Annotated in this window: 15 protein-coding genes; 6 read left to right on the forward strand and 9 right to left on the reverse strand. The window is 73.0% G+C overall.

The features are described from left to right. Positions 1-9: 9 nt before the first annotated feature. Positions 10-1,665: an amylo-alpha-1,6-glucosidase gene (locus tag MF672_RS42360; RefSeq protein ID WP_242376171.1), complete on the reverse strand. Its 1,656-nt coding sequence runs from the start codon at positions 1,663-1,665 to the stop codon at positions 10-12. A gap of 183 nt (positions 1,666-1,848) precedes the next feature. On the opposite strand from MF672_RS42360, the gene MF672_RS42365 reads away from it, so the two are divergent. After that, on the forward strand, positions 1,849-2,865 hold the full coding sequence (locus tag MF672_RS42365) for a LacI family DNA-binding transcriptional regulator (protein ID WP_242376170.1): 1,017 nt from the start codon (positions 1,849-1,851) through the stop codon (positions 2,863-2,865). 21 nt (positions 2,866-2,886) lie between these two features. Here the strand turns inward: MF672_RS42365 and MF672_RS42370 are convergent, their stop codons facing one another. The 4 genes from MF672_RS42370 to MF672_RS42385 are packed head-to-tail and all read right to left on the reverse strand — an operon-like array spanning position 2,887 to position 7,804. Beyond that, the gene (locus tag MF672_RS42370; protein ID WP_242376169.1) at positions 2,887-3,909 is read right to left on the reverse strand and encodes an ABC transporter permease; all 1,023 of its coding nucleotides are present in this window, start codon (positions 3,907-3,909) and stop codon (positions 2,887-2,889) included. Further along, positions 3,902-5,419 carry a sugar ABC transporter ATP-binding protein gene (locus tag MF672_RS42375; protein ID WP_242376168.1) on the reverse strand — a complete coding sequence of 506 codons (1,518 nt, stop codon included), beginning with the start codon at positions 5,417-5,419 and terminating at the stop codon, positions 3,902-3,904. The genes MF672_RS42370 and MF672_RS42375 overlap by 8 nt, the downstream gene beginning before the upstream one ends. Beyond that, entirely contained in the window at positions 5,409-6,476 is a 1,068-nt protein-coding gene (locus MF672_RS42380; RefSeq protein WP_242376167.1) for a sugar ABC transporter substrate-binding protein, read from the reverse strand. The genes MF672_RS42375 and MF672_RS42380 overlap by 11 nt, the downstream gene beginning before the upstream one ends. Continuing rightward, complete coding sequence (locus MF672_RS42385) at positions 6,473-7,804, reverse strand: enolase C-terminal domain-like protein (protein WP_242376166.1); 1,332 nt, start codon at positions 7,802-7,804, stop codon at positions 6,473-6,475. The genes MF672_RS42380 and MF672_RS42385 overlap by 4 nt, the downstream gene beginning before the upstream one ends. Before the next feature lie 287 nt (positions 7,805-8,091). Here MF672_RS42385 and MF672_RS42390 point away from each other — a divergent pair, with 287 nt between their 5' ends. Continuing rightward, positions 8,092-8,841 (forward strand): FadR/GntR family transcriptional regulator, encoded by a 750-nt coding sequence (locus tag MF672_RS42390; RefSeq protein WP_242376165.1) that lies wholly within the window; start codon positions 8,092-8,094, stop codon positions 8,839-8,841. A gap of 22 nt (positions 8,842-8,863) precedes the next feature. On the opposite strand, the gene MF672_RS42395 is transcribed toward MF672_RS42390, so the two are convergent. After that, entirely contained in the window at positions 8,864-10,627 is a 1,764-nt protein-coding gene (locus tag MF672_RS42395; RefSeq protein WP_242376164.1) for an RICIN domain-containing protein, read from the reverse strand. A 296-nt stretch (positions 10,628-10,923) separates the two neighbouring features. Here MF672_RS42395 and MF672_RS42400 point away from each other — a divergent pair, with 296 nt between their 5' ends. The 4 genes from MF672_RS42400 to MF672_RS42415 all read left to right on the forward strand — a co-directional run bounded on the left by MF672_RS42400 (position 10,924) and on the right by MF672_RS42415 (position 18,136). Beyond that, positions 10,924-12,411 (forward strand): lectin, encoded by a 1,488-nt coding sequence (locus MF672_RS42400; RefSeq protein ID WP_242376163.1) that lies wholly within the window; start codon positions 10,924-10,926, stop codon positions 12,409-12,411. 3 nt (positions 12,412-12,414) lie between these two features. Further along, positions 12,415-14,808 carry an RICIN domain-containing protein gene (locus MF672_RS51645; RefSeq protein ID WP_302893368.1) on the forward strand — a complete coding sequence of 798 codons (2,394 nt, stop codon included), beginning with the start codon at positions 12,415-12,417 and terminating at the stop codon, positions 14,806-14,808. 76 nt (positions 14,809-14,884) lie between these two features. After that, positions 14,885-16,864 carry an alpha-L-fucosidase gene (locus tag MF672_RS42410; protein WP_242376162.1) on the forward strand — a complete coding sequence of 660 codons (1,980 nt, stop codon included), beginning with the start codon at positions 14,885-14,887 and terminating at the stop codon, positions 16,862-16,864. Positions 16,865-16,933: 69 nt separating this feature from the next. Then, complete coding sequence (locus MF672_RS42415; protein WP_242376161.1) at positions 16,934-18,136, forward strand: acyltransferase family protein; 1,203 nt, start codon at positions 16,934-16,936, stop codon at positions 18,134-18,136. Here the strand turns inward: MF672_RS42415 and MF672_RS42420 are convergent, their stop codons facing one another. The 3 genes from MF672_RS42420 to MF672_RS42430 are packed head-to-tail and all read right to left on the reverse strand — an operon-like array spanning position 18,137 to position 20,687. Then, the gene (locus tag MF672_RS42420; protein WP_242376160.1) at positions 18,137-18,610 is read right to left on the reverse strand and encodes a hypothetical protein; all 474 of its coding nucleotides are present in this window, start codon (positions 18,608-18,610) and stop codon (positions 18,137-18,139) included. After that, positions 18,607-20,010 carry an ATP-binding protein gene (locus MF672_RS42425; RefSeq protein ID WP_242376159.1) on the reverse strand — a complete coding sequence of 468 codons (1,404 nt, stop codon included), beginning with the start codon at positions 20,008-20,010 and terminating at the stop codon, positions 18,607-18,609. The genes MF672_RS42420 and MF672_RS42425 overlap by 4 nt, the downstream gene beginning before the upstream one ends. After that, on the reverse strand, positions 20,007-20,687 hold the full coding sequence (locus MF672_RS42430) for a response regulator (RefSeq protein WP_242376158.1): 681 nt from the start codon (positions 20,685-20,687) through the stop codon (positions 20,007-20,009). The genes MF672_RS42425 and MF672_RS42430 overlap by 4 nt, the downstream gene beginning before the upstream one ends. Between the last annotated feature and the right edge of the window lie 40 nt (positions 20,688-20,727).

The following is a 20,727-nucleotide window of genomic DNA, read 5'->3' on the forward strand; positions in this document are numbered from 1 at the left end:
CGGACGCGGTCATCGCCCGTGGGCGGCGGCGAGGATGAGGTAGGCGGCGGCCGTCCAGGTGTAGGCGCGGTCGCGCAGCCCCTCGCCGGTGCGCGCGTCGAAGTTCTCCGCGAACCCGGACCGCTCGCAGAGCCGGCGGAAGCGGGCGCTGATCTCGTCGGCGAGCGCGGTGTGGCCGGCGCGGCGCAGGCCGTCCTCGATGAGGACGGTCGAGGGCGCCCAGATCGGCCCCCGCCAGTAGCCGTCGTCCTCGTAGTGCTCGGAGGACGGGTGCTCGGTGGCGAGCCCGAACGGCGTCAGGTGCTCGGCGATGCGTGCGGCGAGCGCGGTGTGCACCGGCTCGGGCAGGTCGTCGCCGAGCACGATCGGCATGAGGTCGAGCAGGCTGGAACTGCTCCACGTCTCCCCGGACAGCGCGCAGCGCGCGACGAAGCGGTCACCGGTCCACAGCTCGCGCAGCATCGCCTCGCGCATCCGGCCGGCGGCGCCGGACCAGCGGGCCGCCGCGTCCGCGTCAGGGGCGCGGCGGGCCAGCTCGCGCAGCTGCAGGACGAGGAAGGCGGCCAGGTCGGCGGTCTCGACCACCCGCCCCCGGTCGAAGGTCGTGGCGTTGTCCCAGCCGCTGTCGTTGCCGTGGTGGTAGTGCGGCAGTTCGCGGCCGGGGGCGCGGCGGGCGGTCAGCCAGAACGTGGTCCAGCGCTCCAGCAGCCGGTAGGTCTCCTCCGGGTCGCCGCCCGGCAGGCGGCCCAGGGCCCAGCCGTGGATGGGCGGCTTGACGAAGTTGTAGAGGATCTCGGAGTGGGTGACGGAGTCGGGCAGCGCGCCCGCGGCGTCCTGGTGGTCGAAGGGCAGGCGGAACTGGTCCCAGGCCAGCTCGGGCAGCCCGCCGGCGAGGGCGATGGCGGTGAAGCAGTGGTCCCAGCTCCACACCTTGTCCATCCAGTGCTTGGACATCAGCACGGCGGGCCGGGTGACGAACCCGGCGGGGCGCACGACGGCCGACCACAGCACGTACGCGGCCAGGTCGGCGGCGGGCGTGGCGTCGCCGCGCCAGGGCGCGACGGCCGCGGCGAAGGCGTCGAACTCGGCGCGCGCCGCCTTGGCCACCTGCTCGAACGGCTCCGTGCCCGGGTACGGGGCGCGCGCGGTCTCGTACTCCTCCAGGGCGATCTCCCAGTCGCCGGTCAGGGCGAGGCCGCGCTCGGCGGCGCCGAGCGCCTGCACGCCGAGGGGGACGGCCGCGCCGTCGAGCACGGTGATCCGATAACGGCGGCCGGTCTGGTAGACGGTGAGGACGTAGGAGCCGTCGGCGGGGTCGCGGTAGAGGTAGGGACCGCTGAACGAGGTCAGCACCGGGTCGGCGGCCGTGAGCCGCAGGCCGAGCCCGCGCCCCCTGACGCGGACGGTGTCGGCCCGCTCGTAGGCGAGGGCGATGTGCCCGTCGTCGCCGCTCCAGGTGAGCTGCCCGGGCGTGGCGGTGACGACGCACCCGGCGTCCGGCGCCAGCCGCAGGATCGGGTGCATGCCGCTCTGGTGGGAGACCAGGTGCACGTCCTGGGCGTAGGTCCGCTCGGCGATCACGGGGGAGAGGCCGAACCAGGAGCCGCGGTGGCTGAAGGGGATGTCCCGCAGGGAGAACACCGGGCCGGGGGCGGCGACGGTCATGAACAGGGTGTCCCTTCTCGGCGACTCGACTCGAATCGGTTCGAATCGGTTCGACCGACCGTAGGCCGGGCTGGTCCCGCCCGTCAAGACGCCCGCCGCGCCCGGTCCCGCATTGGCGGGCGCCTCCGGATTGTGCGACGGTTCGACAGGCAGGCCGATCGGCAGAGCGTACGAGGAGCACGCGTGAACATCGGGGAGATCGCCAGACGGGCCGGCGTTTCGCGGAGCACCGTCTCCTACGCGCTCACCGGCAGACGCCCCGTGTCGGAGGCGACCAGGCGGCGCATCCAGGCGATCATCGACGAGCTGGGCTACCGGCCCAACGCCGCGGCCAGGGCGCTGAAGGAGGGCAGGACCCGTACCATCGGGCTCGTCGTCCCGCCCGCCGGCCGCCGCCTGACGGACCTGCAGCTCGGCTTCGTGGCCAGCGTGGTCGACGCCGCCGCGCGCGCCGACCTCGACGTGCTGCTGTCACCCTCGGGCGGCGAGCACGAACGCTCCTTCGAACGCGTCGTCACCGGCCGGCGCGTCGACGGCGTCATCGTCATGGAGATCCGGCTGGAGGACGACCGCGTCACCCGGCTGCGGCACGGCGGCCTGCCGTTCGTGGGCATCGGCCGGACCGCCGACCCGGGGGACATGTCCTGGGTGGACGTCGACTACGACACCCTCATCGCCAGGTGCGTGCACCACCTGGCCGACCTCGGCCACCGGCACGTCGCCCTGGTCAACCGCAACGCCGACCTGGTCGCCGCCGGATACGGGCCCGGCCACCGCGCCCAGGAGGGCTTCGCCCGCGCGGTCGCCGAGCGCGGCCTGCACGGCACGCAGGTGTGCTGCGGCGACGACGCCCGGTCCGGCCAGGCGTGCGCCGGACGGCTGCTGGCCGAGCGGCCCGAGCTGACCGCCATCGCGACGATCAACGAGGCGGCCGTCGCCGGGATGTACCACGCGCTGAGCCTGGCGGGGCTGGCGGTCCCCGGCGACTTCTCCATCGCGGGCGTGGCCGCCCGGCACTGGGCCGAGAGCCTGCACCCGCCGCTCACGGCCGCCGACGTGCCCGCCGACGAGCTGGGCGCGCAGGCCGTCGAGCTGCTCATCCAGCGCATCGCCGACCCCGCCACCCCGCACCGCCACCTCCTGGTCGCCCCGCCGATCTCCCTGCGCGGCACCACCGCCCCCGCCCCGTCCCGGAGGTGACGACGGTGCCGCTCCACCCGGCTACTCCTGGGCCTTGCCCCCGGTGAGGCGGGACAGGACGAGGGCGATGATGATGATGGCGCCGTTGAGCGCCTGGATCCACTGGGCGGGCACGCCCGCCAGGGTGAGGACGTTCTGGATCATGTAGAGGAGGAGGATGCCGGTGAACGCGCCGAACATCGTCCCCTTGCCGCCGTTGAGCCCGACCCCGCCGATCACGGCGGCGGCGAACACCGTGAAGATGGCGCCGTCGCCCTGCGCGGCGGCCACCGAGGCGAGGTGGCCCGACATCAGCAGGCCGCCCAGCGCGGCGAGCAGGCCGGCCCCCACCAGCGCGGTCCAGAGCACCCGGCCGGTGCGGATGCCGGCGGCCCTGGCCGCGTCCGCGTTGCCGCCGATGGCGTACAGGGCGCGGCCGAACCTGGTGAAGCCGAGCAGCACGATGCCGGCGGCGAACAGGATCAGGCACAGCCAGATCGAGGCGGGAACCCCGAGCCACACCGCCGAGCCGAGGTAGAGCATCGACGGCGGCAGGTTGAAGAAGGTCTGGCCGCCGGAGATGCCGGTGAGCAGGCCGCGCAGCACGATCAGCATGCCGAGGGTGACGATGAAGCCGTTGAGCCCGAAGCGGACGATCAGCAGCGCGTTGACCGCGCCGGCCAGCACGCCGACGGCCAGTGTGATCGGCACCGACCAGGCGCCCGGCAGCAGGCCGAGCCCGGCGCCGGAGCCGGCGGCGACGGTCAGCCACGCGGCCACGCCGGGCGCGAGCCCGAAGGTCGACTCGAGCGAGAGGTCCATCTTGCCGGCGACCAGCACGATGGTCTGGGCCAGGACCAGGAGCGAGATCTCCGACATGGTCTGCAGGATGTTGATCAGGTTGTCGCCCTGGAGGAAGATCGGGTTGACGATCTGGCCGACGACGGCGATCACCACGATCGCGGGGATCAGCGCGAAGTCGCGCAGCCGGGCGAGCCGTACCCGCGGCCGGTCCCGCTCGAGGGCGGCGGTCCCGCTGTCGCGCGCGAGGGTGTTCTCAGGCATCGAGCCGGACTCCTTCCATGGCCGCCACCACGTCGTGGTCGTGCCATCCGCTGGCCAGCTCCGCGACGATGCGGCCCTGGAACATCACCAGCAGCCGGTCGCACAGCCGCAGGTCGTCGAGTTCGTCGGAGGCGATCAGCACGCCGGTCCCCTGGGCGGCCGCCTCCTCGACCTTGCCGAGCAGGAACTCCTTGGACCGCACGTCCACCCCGGCGGTGGGGGTGATCAGGACCAGCAGCCGGGGATCGGAGGTCAGCGCCCTGGCCATGACGACCTTCTGCTGGTTGCCGCCGGACAGCCCCATCACGGGCAGGCCGGGGCCGGGCGTCTTGATCCGCAGGTTGGCGATCAGGGTCCTGGCCAGCCGGTCGCGACGCCGGCCGCTGATCAGGCCCGCCGTGCCGAGCCGTTCGGGCACGGTCATGGTGGCGTTGTCGGCGATCGACATCATCGGGACGAACCCCTGGCGGTGCCGGTCGCGGGGGACGAAGCCGACGCCCGCGGCGAGCGCGTCGGGCACGCTGCCGGGACGGGGACGGCGGCCCGCCACCTCGATCGTGCCGGAGTCGGCCGCGCGCAGCCCGGCGACGGTCTCGGCGAGCTCGGTCCGGCCGCTGCCGGCCGCGCCCGCCAGCCCGACGATCTCGCCGGCCCTGACCTGGAAGCCGATCTCCCGGTAGGCCGCGCCGCTGGACAGGCCGCGTACGCCGAGCACCACGCCGCCGCCCGCCGGCGCGGCCGTGCGGAGCGGCCCCTCGGCCAGGCGGTGGGCCTCTCCCGTCATCGCCGCGACCAGCTCGGCCTGCGGCAGGCCGGCCACCGTGGTGGTCAGGATGTGCCGGGCGTCGCGGAAGACCGTGACCGTGTCGCAGATCTCGTAGATCTCCTGGAGGTGGTGGCTGATGAACAGGAAGGTCACCCCCTGCTCCTGCAGGGCACGGACGCGGGTGAACAGCCGGGCGATGGCGGCGGCGTCGAGCTGGGCGGTCGGCTCGTCGAGGATGATGAACCGGGCGCCGAAGGACAACGCGCGGGCGATCTCCACGAACTGCCGCTGCTCCACGTCCAGCTCGCCGGCCGGCAGGCGCACGTCGACGTCCACGGACCAGGTGGCGAGCAGGTCGGCCGCCGCGCGCCGCACCGCGCTCCAGCGCACCAGCCCGAACCGGTTCAGGGCGTGGCGGTGCAGGAAGAGGTTCTCCGCCACGGTCAGCTCGGGGATGATCGTGGACTTCTGGTAGACGCAGGCCACCCGCTGCCGCCAGGCGTCCCGGTCGGCCAGGCGCGGGGCGGGCGCGCCGCCGAACCGCACCTCGCCCTCGTCCGGGGGCTGGAGGCCGGTGAGGATCGAGACCAGCGTGGACTTCCCGGCCCCGTTGCGGCCGACCAGGGCGTGGGTCGTGCCGGGCATGATCCGGATGCCGGCCCGGTCCAGCGCGACGGTCTCGCCGTACCGCTTGGTGACGCCCACCGCCTCGGCGACAGGCGTGGCCGTCCGGTCAGCTGCCAAGGTTGTTGCCCCAGAGCGAGGAGTCGTCCGGCTTGACGCTCGGGACGTCCGCGTACGCGGCGCCGTCGGCGGTGACCAGCGGCGCGGAGAGCTGGTCCTCCAGCAGGCCAGGGCGCACCTGGATGATGGTGCTGCCGTGGTCGGTCGCGCCGGGCTTGAACGTCCGGCCGTCGATGGCGGCCTTGGTGTACCACAGCGCGTACTTGGCGTACTGGTCGGCCGGCTGGGAGACGGTGGCGTCGATGTTGCCCGCGGCGATCTCCTTCAGCTCCTGCGGGATGCCGTCGTTGGAGACGACGAAGACGTGCTTGGGGTCGCCCGGGGGGACCAGCAGGCCGCGCTGCTGGAGCACCTGGAGGGTGCCGGACAGGGCGAAGCTCGACTGCATGTAGACGCCCTTGATGTCGGGGTGGGCGGTGAGCTGCGTCTGGAGCTTCTGCGAGGCGATCGCGCCGTCCCAGTTGGCGGCCTCGCCGAACACCGTGATGCCGGGGTAGCGGGCCTTCATGCAGTCGTTGAACGCCTCGGTCCGGTCGCGGCCGTTGATGGAGGCGAGGTCGCCCTGCAGCATCACGACCTTGCCCTTGCCGGACAGCTTCTCGCCGAGGAACTTGCACGCCTTCTCGCCGTACGCCCGGTTGTCGGCGCGCACCACCATGTAGGCGTCGCCCTGCTCGGGACGGGTGTCCACCATGACGACGGGGATCTTCTTGGCGTTGAGCTGCTGGAGGGTGGGCGCGACGGCGGCGGTGTCCTGCGGCGCCAGCACGACGCCCTTGACGCCCTGGCTGACGAAGCTCTGCACGTTGGCGGTGAGCTTGGCGATGTCGTTCTGCGAGTTGGAGGTCTTCAGCTCCAGGCCGCTCTCGGCGCCGAACTGGGGGACGTACTTGATGAAGGAGTTCCAGAAGTCGGTGTCGGAGCGGGGGTAGTCCACCCCGACGACCGGCTTGCCGCCCCCCGAGGCGGCCGTGCCGCCGCCCCCGCCGCCCCCGCAGGCGGTGGCCAGACCGGCCGACAGGGCGACGGCCGTGCCTAAGAGGAGTGCTCGTCTCATGGTCGTTCCTTTCCTGTGCCGCCGGCGGCCGCGCTGGCGGTCCACCGGGGGCCGTGCGGGTAGGCGTACGCGGCGCGGGAGGCCGGACGCATCTCGGCGCCCCCGCCCGGCCGGGCGGGAGGGACGTAGCGGCCGTCCCTGATCACCACCGGGTCGGTGAAGTGCTCGTGCAGGTGGTCGATGTACTCGATGACGCGGTCCTCGGTGGTGCCGCTGACGGCCACGTAGTCGAACATCGACAGGTGCTGGACCATCTCGCACAGGCCGACGCCGCCCGCGTGCGGGCACACCGGCACTCCGAACTTGGCGGCCAGCAGCAGGACGGCGATGTTCTCGTTGACCCCGGCGACCCTGGCCGCGTCGAGCTGCAGGATGTCGATCGCCTCCGCCTGGAGGAACTGCTTGAACATCACCCGGTTGTGCGTGTGCTCGCCGGTGGCGACCTTGATCGGCGCGACCTGCCGGCGGATGGCGGCGTGGCCGAGCACGTCGTCGGGCGAGGTGGGCTCCTCGATCCAGTACAGGTCGAACTCGGCGAGGGGGGCCAGCCACTCGATCGCCTGGCCGACGTTCCATGCCTGGTTGGCGTCCACGGCGATGCGCACCCCTGGGCCGACCGCCTCCCTGGCCAGCCGTACCCGCCGGGCGTCCGCCGCCCGGTCGGCGCCGACCTTCAGCTTGATCTGGCGGAAGCCGTCGGCGACCGCCTCCTTGGCCAGCCGGACCAGCTTGTCGTCGGTGTAGCCGAGCCAGCCCGGAGTGGTGGTGTAGGCCGGGTAGCCCTCGGCCAGCAGCCGTTCGAGGCGTCCGGCGCGGCCCGGCTCGGCGCGGCGCAGCAGGGCCAGCGCCTCACCGGGGGTGAGCGCGTCCTCCAGGTAGCGGAAGTCGACGACGTCGACGATCTCCTCCGGGGGGAGGTCCGACAGCAGCCGCCACAGCGGCTTGCCGGCCCGGCGCGCGCGGAGGTCCCACAGGGCGTTGAGCACGGCGCCCGCCGCCATGTGGATGACGCCCTTCTCCGGGCCGAGCCAGCGGAGCTGGCTGTCGCCGGTCAGCCGGCGCGACACCCCGCCGAGGTCGGCGAGCACCTCGGCGGCCGGCCGCCCGGTGACCAGCGGCGCCAGCGACCGCACGGCGGCGACGGCGAGCTCGTTGCCGCGCCCCACGGTGAAGGCGAGCCCGTGCCCTTCCTGTCCGCCGCTGGTCCGCACGATCACGTACGCGGCGGAGTAGTCCGGCTCGGGGTTCATGGCGTCGGAGCCGTCGAGGTGCCGGGAGGTCGGGAACCGGATGTCGTGGGCCTCGACCGCGGAGATCAGCTCGGTCACGTTGGCCCGCCCTGGCGACGTGTGCGCACGAAGGTGCACCTCCATTGGCTGTTTCCGGGAGGTGAAGAGAACTTCACCACCAGAACATGGGATGTCTTTGTAATCCCCGTCGAGGTGGTGTGTCTAGATGCTGGGCACAAATCCCGAGAATGTGGCGAACCGGCCGTCCATGGAGGAGCAGACAGCCCATGTCTGTTGCGTGACCTCGATCGGACATGGGATGTCTGTTAGGTTGCGAGCGTGAAGCGCGTGCTGAGCGAGCGGCCCCGCCGCTGGAGGGCGTCCCCGTGTCCCTGACCGACGAGGCGATCAGCCGCATCCGCGGGCTCATCCAGTCGGGCGAGCTGCCCCCGGGAGCGCGGCTGCCGTCGGAGCCGCAGCTCGCCGCGCAGCTCGGCGTGTCCCGAAACCCCCTGCGGGAGGCGGTCAAGGCGCTGGTGGTGGCCCGGGTGCTCGACGTACGGCGGGGCGACGGCACCTACGTCACCAGCCTGGAGCCGCGGCTGCTGCTGGAGGGGCTGGGGCTGGCCGTCGAGCTGCTGCGCGACGACACCCTGCTGGAGACCGTCCAGGTGCGGCGGATGCTGGAGCCCGAGGCGACCGCCCTGGCCGCGTCCATGATCACCGCCGAGCGGCTCGACGAGATCGGCGAGCACCTGGCCGCGATGCGCGCCGCCAGCGACGACGTGGAGAAGCTCAACCACCACGACGCCGCCTTCCACCGCGCCGTGGTGCGCGCGACCGGCAACGAGACGCTGTCCACCCTGCTCGACGGCATCTCCGGGCGGACGCTGCGGATGCGGGTGTGGCGCGGCACGATCGAGGCCGGCAGCTCGCACAAGACCGTCGCCGAGCACGAGGCGATCTACAACGCGCTGGCCGCCGGCGACGCGCGGCTCGCCCAGGCCGCGGCGCTGATGCACATCGGCACGACCGAGACCTGGCTGCGCTCGGTGCTCGGGGACGTCGGCGGCTCCCGCGCCCAGGACGGGAGCGCGGGCGGCCGACGGGCCCAGGACGGGAGCGCGGGCCGCTGACGGTCCCCGGCCGCGCCGGCGGTCAGCCCCGCGTCCACTTCTGGCTGGTCGTGCCGGTGCACGACCACAGCTGCACCTTCGTGCCGTTCGCGGTGCCGAAGTTGCTCGCCTCCACGCACAGGCCGGACTGCACGCCGGTGATGGTGCCGTCGGCGTTGACGTTCCACTGCTGGTTGGCCTGGCCGTTGCAGTCCCAGATGACCACCGGGGTGCCGTTGCCGGTGCCCTGCCCGCCGGCGTCGAGGCACTTGGAGCCGTAGACCTGGAGCTGCTTGGCGGCGGTCGGCTGCCACTGCTGGTTGACGCCGCCGTTGCAGTCCCACAGCGCCAGCTGCGTGCCGTTCGTCCTGGACAGGCCCGGGACGTCCAGGCAGCGGCCGGCGTTGACGTTGCGCAGCGCCGAGGCCGCGGGAGTGCCGCCGTCCGGGGGCAGGAGCGTGACGGTGAAGGCGTCGTCGACGTTCGTGTGCGGCAGGTTGACCGTCGTGCCGTTGCCGGACAGGGTCACCACCGTGTCCCGCACGGTCACCGGCCCCTGGACGGCGGCGCCGTTGTCGTACGGGATGCGCTCGACGACCACCCGCACCTGGTTGTCGCGGACGATGCCGCTGGTGGTGTCCAGCCGTTGCAGGCCGACCGCCACGTTGCCCGTCGTGCTGCCGCCGCCGACCAGGATCTTCGCCACTCCGCTCGCCTTGGTCGCGAACGCGTCGTAGGAGGAGCTGGGGGTGACGGACACGATCTGGCCGGTCTGCGACCCGTAGAAGCGGTAGGCCCACCACTCGCCCTTCGGCCGGTACTGCCCCGAGGAGTCGCGGGTCAGCAGGTTGGCGAGGTCGTTGTGCAGGTTGCCGCCGCCCGCCCAGTTGGCCCGCAGGCCGTCGGCGCCGGCCCGCTCCAGGCGGGCGATGTACCAGGCGCCGTCGGCGGGGTTCTGCTCGCCGGCCGCGCCGTACTCGTTGATCTGGTACGGGCGCGGGTGGGGGATGCCGCGCGGGCCGAGGCTCGCGTTCGCCGCCGCGACGTCGGCCACCGGGTCGCCCGGCAGGGAGTGCCAGCTGACGATGTCGGGCACCACGTTGTTGGCCTTGACGTAGTCGAGGTACTGCGTCCACCAGCCGCCCGTGGACGGCACGCACGCGCAGCTCGGGCCCACGATCAGGTGCGACGGGAACGCCGCCCTGACGCGCTGGTAGGTGCGCCGCCACAGCTCGAAGTACTGGGACTGGGGCCGGTTCCAGAACAGCGTGATGTTGGGCTCGTTCCACAGGTCCCACTGCACCGGGGCGCCGGTCGCCCGTACGTCGCCGATCAGGCGGGTGAGGAAGTTGTCGTAGTCGGTCCAGTCGCCGTTGTCGCCGGGGAAGCGCGAGATGGGGTAGCCGTCGGCGCCCCACAGGTCGTGGACGAGCAGCACGAACTCGCCGCCCAGGGAGCGGGTGCGCAGCAGCTGGGCGCGGGTCGCGGCCCACCGGCGGTCGTACCTGCCGGACACCCAGCCGCCCGGGCTGTCGAGCTGCGCGCCGCCGGCGCGCATGTACCGGAACTTCACCTCGGTGTAGAAGCGGTCCGGCGGGCCGGAGGCGTTCTCGGTCATGCCGTAGATCCACCCGGAGGCGCGGTAGGACGGGGAGCCGCCCGCGGCGCCGAAGTCGACGGTGATGGACTGGTCGGCGGCCTGGACGGGCCCGGCCGGCAGGACGGACGCGGCGACGAGCGCGCCGATGGACAGCAGTGCGGAGAGGCCGTGGCGGCGTCCGCGCCGTCTCCTGAACCTGGTGCCCATGCGCGCCTCCCGGTCGAATCGATTCGGCACCAGAAGCTCAACCGTTTCCGGTCTGCCTGTCAAGAGATCACCGAATCGGTTCGAGCCAGAGTGAAAGTTTCATCGTGGCGAGGGGAATCGCGCTGCTGGGGACGGCTCCGGCGCGAGGCGGGGCCCGGGGATCCTTGACAGGACGTCACGGCTCGTATTGGCTCGCCCGCACCATCACAGAGTCATCCGCACGGCCGGGCCTGCCGGTGATGTTAGCGCTAACACGCGCGCGGGCGTCGGGTCTTCCACCCCCCAGGAGGAGATCGATGAGGACTTCATCCGGCGTCGCGGCGGTGACCGCCGCGCTCGCCACGGTACTGGTCACGGTCGTCGGCACGGCCTCGTTGTGGATGGCGCCCGCGTCCGCGGCGGTGGCGCCGCTGGTCAGCGCGGCGTCCGGGCGGTGCCTGGACGTCGCGGGCAACACCGACACGGCCGGCGCCGCGCTGCAGATCTGGGACTGCAACGGCCAGGCGAACCAGGGGTTCGAGTTCACCTCCGCGGGCGAGCTGCGGGTGTTCGGCGGGACCCGCTGCGTGGACGCCTACGGTGGCCAGACCGCGCCGGGCACCAAGGTGATCATCTGGTCGTGCAACGGGCAGGCCAACCAGAAATGGCGCCAGAACTCCGACGGCTCCGTCACCGGCGGGCAGTCGGGGCTGTGCCTGGACGTGAACCAGGCGGCCACGACGAACGGCACCGCGGTCATCCTGTGGACGTGCAACGGGCAGAGCAACCAGAGATGGACCTCGGGCAGCGGCGGCACCACCTCGCCGACCCCGCCCGCCGGCGGGGGCCCGTGCGACATCTACGCCTCCGGCGGCACCGCTTGCGTCGCCGCGCACAGCACCGTCCGGGCGCTCTACCGCTCCTACAACGGCAACCTCTACCAGGTCAGGCGTTCGTCGGACAACACGACCAGGAACATCGGCGTGCTGAGCGCGGGCGGCTTCGCCAACGCGGCGTCGCAGGACTCCTTCTGCGCGGGCACCACCTGCGTGATCACGGTCGTCTACGACCAGTCCGGCCGCGGCAACGACCTGTGGTACCAGGGGTCGAGCGTGGTGCCCGGCTCCAGCCAGAGCAGGCCCGCGACCGCCACCTCCGAGTCGCTGACGGCCGGCGGCACGAAGGCGTACTCGCTGTACATCAACCCGGGCAACAGCTACTGGCGGGACGGCCACCTGACCGGCGTCCCCACCGGCAGCGCGCCCGAGGGCATGTACATGGTGACCAGCGGCACCCACGTGAACGGCGGCTGCTGCTTCGACTACGGCAACAGCGAGACGACCCGGAGCGCGGACGCCGCCGGGGCCATGGACGCCATCAACTTCAGCACGCAGTGCTGGTTCGGCGGCTGCTCAGGCAGCGGCCCGTGGGTGCAGGCGGACCTCGAATGGGGGCTGTACCCCGGGGGCAGCCAGTCCTGGAACCCGAACCAGCGGGCGTTCACCAGCAAGTTCGTCACGGCCATGCTGAAGAACAACGGGACGTCCCGGTTCGCGCTGAAGGGGAGCAACGCACAGTCCGGCGGCCTGACCACCCTGTGGGACGGCGGGCTGCCCGCCGGCTACAGCCCCATGAAGAAGCAGGGAGCCATCATCCTGGGCAGCGGCGGTGACTGCTGCAAGCCCGGCGGCGGCGCCAACCTCAGCGCGGGGACCTTCTACGAAGGAGCCATCGTCGCCGGTTACCCGTCCGACGCCACCGAGAACGCCGTGCAGGCCAACATCGTCTCCGCCGGTTACCGCTGACCCGTGAGGAACCCCACCGTGCCCCGATCCTGGTCCGTCACGGCGCTGCGGCCGGCCCTGGCCTGCCTCGTGGCCGCGGCGCTCGCGCTCGCCGCCCCGGCCCCTCCGGCCGAAGCGGCCACCACGACCCTGTACGCCGCGCCCGCCGGCACCGGCACCGCCTGCACCTCCGCCCAGCCGTGCTCGCTGTCCGCGGCCCAGGCGGCGGTGCGCTCGCTGACCGGCGCCATGTCCGGGGACGTCGTCGTCGAGCTGGCCGACGGCGTCTACCGGCTCGCGGCGCCGCTCCGGATGACCGCCGCCGACTCCGGCACCGACGGCCACACCGTCCGCTGGCAGGCCGCGGCGGGCGCCCGTCCCGTCATCAGCGGAGCCAGGGCGGTCACCGGATGGACCCTGGCCGACCCCGGGAGGAACATCTGGCGCGCCGACGTCGGCGCCGGGACCGACACCCGGCAGCTCTACGTCAACGGCGCCGTCGCCACCCGCGCCCGCACCCAGGTGAACCGGGCCGACTTCACCGCCACCACCAGCGGCCTGCGGTTCGGCGGCGGCGCGCTGAGCTACCTCAACGACCTGGCCGGCCAGAGCCGGATCCAGCTGGAGAGCGTCAACTCCTTCACCGACCGGTACGTGACGGTGCAGAGCATCAGCGGCAACGTCATCACGATGCAGCAGCCCGGCTGGAACAACAACACCTTCGGGTACGACACGTTCACCCGGCCGCACCGGGCCGGCCCGCTGTACCTGACGAACGCCTACGAGTTCCTCGACTCGCCAGGCGAGTGGTACGTCAATCCCGGGACCGGCGTCCTGTCCTACATCCCGGCGGCCGGGCAGGACATGAACGGCGTCAGCGTCGAGCTGCCGGTCCTGCAGTACCTGGTGAGCGTCGGAGGCACCTACGACGCGCCCGCCCACCACATCACGTTCGCCGGGATCACCTTCACCGGCACGAGCTGGCTCGGGCCCAGCGGCAACCAGGGCTACGCCGACCAGCAGACGGGCGCCTACATCGCCGGCGACTGGAACTGGCCCGCCGACCGGCTCACCTCGTGCCAGGAGGGCTGCCGGCAGTTCGAGGCCACCCGGCCCAGCTGGTACCAGAGCCCCGCGGCCGTGCAGGTCTCCGCCGCCCACCACATCACCTTCACCGACTCGCGGTTCGTCAACCTCGGCCAGACGGCCATCGGCATCGGCAACGACGCCAACGCGCACGCCAGCGGCGTCGGCCTGGGCGCCGCCGACATCACGGTCACCAGGTCCGAGATCGCCCGCAGCTCGGCCGGGGGCGTCCTGGTCGGCGGGGTGCGGGCCGACGCGCACCATCCCGGTGACCAGCGGATGGTCAACCGGAACATCACGATCAGCGACAACCGGATCCACGACCTCGCGCTGGACCACCGCAGCGCCGTCGCGGTCCTGACCACCTACGTCACCGGCAGCGACGTGTCCCACAACGAGATCTCCGCCATGCCCTACACCGGCCTGTCGATCGGCTACGGCTGGGGCGCCAACGACGCCGGCGGCAACAACAGCTACGCCGCCCGCGGCCTGTACGACTACCAGCCGCGCTACACCACTCCCACCACCGCGTCCGGCAACCGGCTGGTCGGCAACTACGTGCACGACGTCATGCAGCAGATGACCGACGGCGGATGCATCTACACCCTGTCGGCGAACCCGGACGCGCTGATCAGCGAGAACCACTGCCTGCGGACCAACGGCTGGTTCGGGGTCTACTTCGACGAGGGGTCCCGGTACTACACCGTCACCCGCAACGTGCTGGCGAACACCGGCACCTGGGCCACCGCCAACTACTGGGGCGGCGAGAACATGGGCAACTGGACCGTCACCGGCAACTGGTCGACCAACGGCAGCACCAACGTGACGAACGGCGACCGCGGCAACGTCGTCTCCGGCAACGTCACGGTCACGAACGGCGCCTGGCCGGCGGGGGCGCAGGCCGTCATGGCGTCCGCCGGGCCCCGGAGCGGCACCACCCAGCCCGGCACGACCGCGATCCGCGGCGTGGGGTCGGGCCGGTGCCTGGACGTCAGCGGCGCCTCCCAGGCCAACGGCGCCCAGACGCTGATCTGGGACTGCAACGGCCAGCCCAACCAGCAGTGGACCTCGACCAGCGCCGGCGAGCTGCGGGTGTACGGCGGCAAGTGCCTGGACGTCAGCGGCGCGGGCGCCGCCGACGGCACCGCGGTGATCATCTGGGACTGCAACGGCCAGAACAACCAGAAATGGCGCCTGAACGCCGACGGCACCATCGTCGCGGCCGGCGCGAACAAGTGCCTGGACGTCTCCGGCGCCGCCACCGCCAACGGCGCCAAGGTGCAGATCTGGTCCTGCACCGGCGGCAGCAACCAGAGGTGGACCCGCGCCTGAGCCTCAGGACGACTGCCGCAGCGACCACACCCTCCGCAAGAAACCCCATGTCCGCTCCAGCTCACGAAGGGTCGCCATGTCCTCGTTCTCCTTCCGGTTGAGCCGCCGCACCCTGCTCGCGGGGGCCGGGGGCGTCACGGCCGCCGGCCTCCTCGGGGTGCGCGGCGCGTGGGCCACCGACGGGCCGCAGAGCTACACCGCGAGCTGGGCCTCGGTGGACCAGCACCCGCCCGCCGCCGAGTGGTTCCAGGACGCGAAGTTCGGCATCTACTACCACTGGGGCGTCTTCAGCGTCCCCGCGTTCGCCAACGAGTGGTACCCCCGCAACATGTACTTCAGCGGCTCCAACGAGAACAACCACCACAAGAGCGTCTACGGTGACCCGTCGGTGTGGCCGTACCACAACTTCATCAACGGCGCACGGGACAAGGCGGGCAACTGGGTGCAGTTCGCTCCCAAGCTGAAGTCCGCCGGCGGCAACTTCGACCCCGGCGAGTGGGCCCAGCTCTTCGCCGACGCCGGCGCCAGGTTCGCCGGGCCGGTCGCCGAGCACCACGACGGCTACTCGATGTGGAACAGCACGGTCAACGAGTGGAACTCGCTCGCCACCGGCCCCCGGCTCGACCTGCTGCGGCTGCACGCCGACGCCATCCGGGCCAAGGGCCTGAAGCTGCTGGTGTCCCTGCACCACGCCTACAACTTCACCGGCTTCTACGAGCGGGTGCCGGCGCAGCCCACCGCCACCCTGCGCAAGCTGTACGGGCAGCTCGACGCGGCCGCGGAGTACCAGCTCTGGTACGACAAGCTCAAGGAGGTGATCGACGGTTACCAGCCCGACGTCATCTGGCAGGACTTCAACCTCGGCCGCATCCCGGAGTCGCAGCGGCTGAGCTTCCTGGCCTCCTACTACAACCGGGCGGTCGCCTGGAACAAGGACGTGGTCGCCACCTACAAGGACGGCTTCAACAACCGGGGCGAGGTCTTCGACTACGAGCGCGGCGGCCCCGCCGCCCTCCAGACCCCCTACTGGCTGACCGACGACAGCATCTCCAGCTCCAGCTGGTGCTACACCGTCGGCATCGGCTACTACTCGCTGGAGGCCATGCTGCATTCGCTCATCGACCGGGTCAGCAAGAACGGCAACATGCTGCTCAACATCGCCCCCATGGCCGACGGCACCATCCCCTCCGGCCAGCGGACGATCCTGCTGAGCATCGGCGACTACCTCAAGCGCTTCGGCGAGTCCATCTACGCCACCCGCGCCTGGACCCTCCACGGCGAAGGCCCGACCCAGATGGGCGGCGGCTCCTTCACCACGCCACGGCCGGGGACCAACCGCGACATCCGCTTCACCCGGAGCAAGGACAACAGGGTGCTGTACGCCACCGTGCTGGGCTGGCCGGGCGCCACGCTGACCATCACGACCCTGAGCTCGAACCGGATCAACCTGAGCAGCCTGGCCTCGGCGCAGCTGCTCGGCCCGGCGGCCGGCCAGTACGTCGCCCTGCCGGGCCGCACGCAGGACAGCGGCGGCCTGCGCCTGTCCATGCCCTCCTCCACCGCCCCGTTCAGCGCCCCGGCGTACGTGGTCAAGCTGACCTTCACCGGCGCCATCCCCGCCCTCGACGCCGGCCCCACCCCCACGGGCTGGGTGCGGATCGGCAACGTGACCACCGGCCTCGTCCTGGACAGCGGCGGCAACGTCGCCTCCGGGTCGGCGCTCAAGCAGTGGACCTACGACGGCAGCACCAACCTGCAGTGGCAGCTCGTCGACCTGGGCAGCGGCTGGTACCGCCTGGTCAACCGCACCAACGGCATGGTCGCCGACAGCTGGGGCAACACCGCCAACGGCGCCTCCTGCCTGCAGACGACCTGGAACGGCGGCAACAACCAGCAGTGGCGGCTCAACAACCTGGGCAACGGCCGCTACCAGATCGTCAACCGCGGCACCGGCACGGCGCTGGACGGCGCGGGCCTCACCGCGGTCGGCTCCGCCGTGCAGATGTGGACCCCGAACGCCAGCACCAACAACCAGTGGACCATCACCGCGGTGTGACCCGGACCGCGACACGACTGCGACCCGGCCCGGACGGCACCCGGACAGGGGAGCGGCACGCTCGGCGTCATGACGTCAGCGCGATCGGCCGGACAGGCCGCGCCGCCCCCCGGACGGAGGCCGCACCTGCCCGCCCTGGACGGCCTGCGGGGTGTCGCGATCATCGGGGTGCTGCTGTTCCACACCGGCCACCTGCCCGGCGGGTTCCTCGGCGTGGACCTGTTCTTCATCCTGTCCGGCTACCTGATCACCGATCTGCTGCTGCGCGAGGTCCGGACGACCGGCGCCGTCTCGCTCGCCGCGTTCTGGGGCAGGCGGGCCCGGCGGCTGCTGCCCGCGCTGGCGGGCATGCTCGCCTCGGTCACCGTGGTGGTCCGCGTGGCGGGGCCGCCGGACCTGGTGCGGACGACGCTCTCGGACGGCCCGTGGGTGCAGGCGAACCTGGCCAACTGGCACCTGCTCGCGGAGTCGGCCGGCTACTGGGACAGGTTCGGGCCGGGCCGGGTGTTCGGGCACCTGTGGAGCATCGCGGTCGAGGAGCAGTTCTACCTGGTGTGGCCGGTGGTCCTGGCGATCGCCGCGCGGCGGGCGGGCCGGGTGGAGCGCCGGGGCGCGGCGGTCGCGGCGCTGGTCTCGGCCGCCTCGCTGGTGCTGATGGTCGTCCTGCTGGATCCCGCCGACCCGACCCGGGTCTACACCGGCACCGACACGCGGGCGTTCTCGCTGCTGCTGGGCGCCCTGGCCGCCACCCGCCCGGCGCGGGCGCGCGCCGCCGGCCCATGGGCAGGCGCCGGGCCGGCGGCGCTCGCGGCCGGGATCGGCGCGATGTGGCTGCTGGCCGACGGGACGGACACGCCGTGGTTGTTCACGGGCGGGCTCTTCGCGCACTCGCTGGCCGCCGCGCTGCTGATCAGGCGGTGCGCGCGGGCGCCGCGGACGCCGGTCGCCCGGGCGCTGGCGTGGCGGCCGCTGCGCTGGTGCGGGCTGATCTCCTACAGCTTGTACCTGTGGCACTGGCCGGTGATCGTGCTGCTGTCCCCGCAGCGGACCGGGCTCGGCGGATGGACCTGGACGGCCATGATGGCCGGCGTGTCGATCGTCCTGGCCGCGCTGTCGAAGCACCTCATCGAGGACCCGATCCGGTTCCGCGCCGGGTGGGCCAGAGGGCGGAGCGGGGTGCTGGCGGCCGTCGCGCTCATGATCGTCCTCGCCGGGTCGTGGGCGGCGCCCGCGCCGGCCCCGGCCCCGGTCGACGTCACCAAGCTGGGCTGATCACCTGATCAGCGGGCAGGTCCGCAGCTTGTCCGACTCCGGCGTGTCCAGGGTGAAGATGATCCGCACCTTCATGCTCCGCGCCCCGCCGCTCTGCACGTGGACGCCCAGCGCGGTGCACACGAGCTGGTCGATGCCCCGCGCGGTCACGTCGTCCGCCGTCAACGGCACGCGGATCTCGGTCACGCCCGGGGCGGCGGCCACCCCGACCCGCGTGTTCGTGGTCGGCGCGATCCCGGTGCGCACGTCCGAGTCGCCGGGCCCGGCCAGCAGCAGGGCCAGCGCCTCGGGGATCGTCCCGAGCCGGCCGGTGGGCCGGAGCTGCGGCCGCAGCTCGCCGTGCGCGCCGATGAAGTACAGCGTCACCCCGGGCGCCACCCCGGTCGGGGCCCGGCCGCCGCCGGTCACGCCGGACGGCTGGATCCCGCAGCCCGCGAGCAGCACGACCGCCAGCGCCGCGCGGAGCCGTCTCACCCGTCCTCCTGGCCGCGTGGCAGCCGCAGCGTGAACCGGGCGCCGCCGCCGGCGGCGTTGCCGGCGGTGAGGTCGCCGCCGTGCAGGCGGGCGTTCTCCAGCGCGATCGCCAGCCCGAGCCCGCTGCCCGGCGTGCGGGGGCGGGCGGCGTCGGCCTTGTAGAAGCGGTCGAAGACGCGCGGCAGCACGTCCTCGGGCAGGCCGGGACCGCTGTCGGTGACCTCGATCCGCACCTCGCCGCGCGACGCGGAGACCCGCACCAGCACCGGCGGCTCCCCGTGCCGCAGCGCGTTGCCGACCAGGTTGGCCACGACGACGTCCAGCCGGCGCCGGTCCAGCCGCAGGACGACGCCGTCCGGCGCGGCCAGCTCCACGCGGTCCAGCCAGCCGCGGGCGCGCAGGCAGCCGCGCACGGCGGCCGCCACGTCGGTGTCCTCCACCCGCAGCCGGGCGGTGCCGGCGTCGAACCGGGACACCTCCATCAGGTCCTCCACGAGCGCGACCAGCCGGTGCGTCTCAGCGATCGCCAGCTCCGAGGACTCCCGGGCGTCCGGCTCCATCCCGGCGGCCGCGGTCGCCAGCACGTCCACCACCGCCATCAGCGTGCTCAGCGGCGTGCGCAGCTCGTGCGAGACGTCGGCGGCGAACCTCCTGGCGTCGGCCTGCATCCGCTGCAACGACCCGGCCATCTCGTTGACGGTGACGGCGAGGTCGGCCAGCTCGTCGGCGCCCTGCGGCGGTGAGCGGGCGCCGAGGTCGCCCGCGGCCAGCCGGCGCGCGGTGTCGCGCAGCTCGCGCACCGGCCGCAGGACGCCGCGCGCGGCCAGCAGCGCGAGCAGCACCGCCGGCGGCAGCGCCAGCGCCGAGGTGCGGACGGCCGACCGGGTGAGGCCGTCGACCTGCCGCTCGACGTCGGTGAGGTCGCGCGCGGTGTACACCTCGATGCCGGACGGCGTGCGCGCGCCGTCCGGCGCGGTCAGCACGACGGGCGTGCCGATCAGCAGGAACGGCCGGCCGGCCGCGGTGACGAGCTGCGTGGCGATCGCGGGCCGGGCGCGCACCGCCGCGCGCAGCGCGCCCGTGACCGGCCCGGTGGCCGGCCCGGTGCCGGTGACGGTGCCGGAGCGCAGCTCCCGGTACGTCACCACCGTGTCCTGGCCGACGGCGGCGCGCAGCCGGTCGAGCGCGCCCTGGTCCGGCGGGTACGTCAGCTGCGGGGCGATCGCGCCGATCCGCCCGGCGACGGCCTGGGTGAGCCGCTGCCGGGCCGCGTCGACCAGCGCGGAGCGCGCCGACCGGGCGCTCGCCCACGCCGCCGCCGCCGCGCCGAGCACCGTCACCAGCACGACGGCGGCCAGCAGCCGGGCGCGCAGCCCGCGCGGCCAGGGCCGCCACGTCACAGCGGCCCGAACCGGTAGCCGAACCCGCGGACGGTCTGCACGTACTCCGGCGCGCCCGGATCGTCCTCGATCTTGGCCCGCAGCCGCTGCACGCAGTTGTCGACGAGCCGGGAGTCGCCGAGGTAGTCGTGCTCCCACACCTGCTCCAGGAGCCGCTGCCGGCTGAACACCCGGCCGGGCGCCCCGGACAGGGTCAGCAGCAGCCGTAACTCGGTCGGCGTCAGCGGCACCGGCTCGCCGTGCGCCGTCACCGTCAGCGACGCGGTGTCGATGCGCAGGCCGCGGTGCACGCGCACCCCGTCGTCGGGGGCGGCGTCGGCGGCGCGCCGCAGGACGGCGCGGATCCGGGCGTCGAGCACGGTGGGCCGCACCGGTTTGACGACGTAGTCGTCCGCGCCCGCCTCCAGGCCGCCGACGACGTCGAAGTCGTCGCCGCGCGCGGTGAGGATGATCACGGGCACCGCACCGGACGCGCGGAGGCGGCGGCACACCTCCACCCCGTCGATGCCCGGCAGCATGAGGTCGAGCACCACCAGGTCGGGCGCGGCCGAGCGGACCTCACGCAGCCCGTCCTCGCCGGTGTCCGCGGTGCGGACGTCGTGGCCGTGCCCGCGCAGCGCGAGCTGCAGCCCGCGCCGGACCAGGGGATCGTCCTCGATGAGCAGAATCGCCGCCACCCGTCCAGTATGGTCGGCGCCCGCCGGCCTGGCCGGACAG

Origin of the sequence: Actinomadura luzonensis (genome assembly GCF_022664455.2) — a bacterium.
Classification (GTDB): domain Bacteria; phylum Actinomycetota; class Actinomycetes; order Streptosporangiales; family Streptosporangiaceae; genus Nonomuraea; species Nonomuraea luzonensis.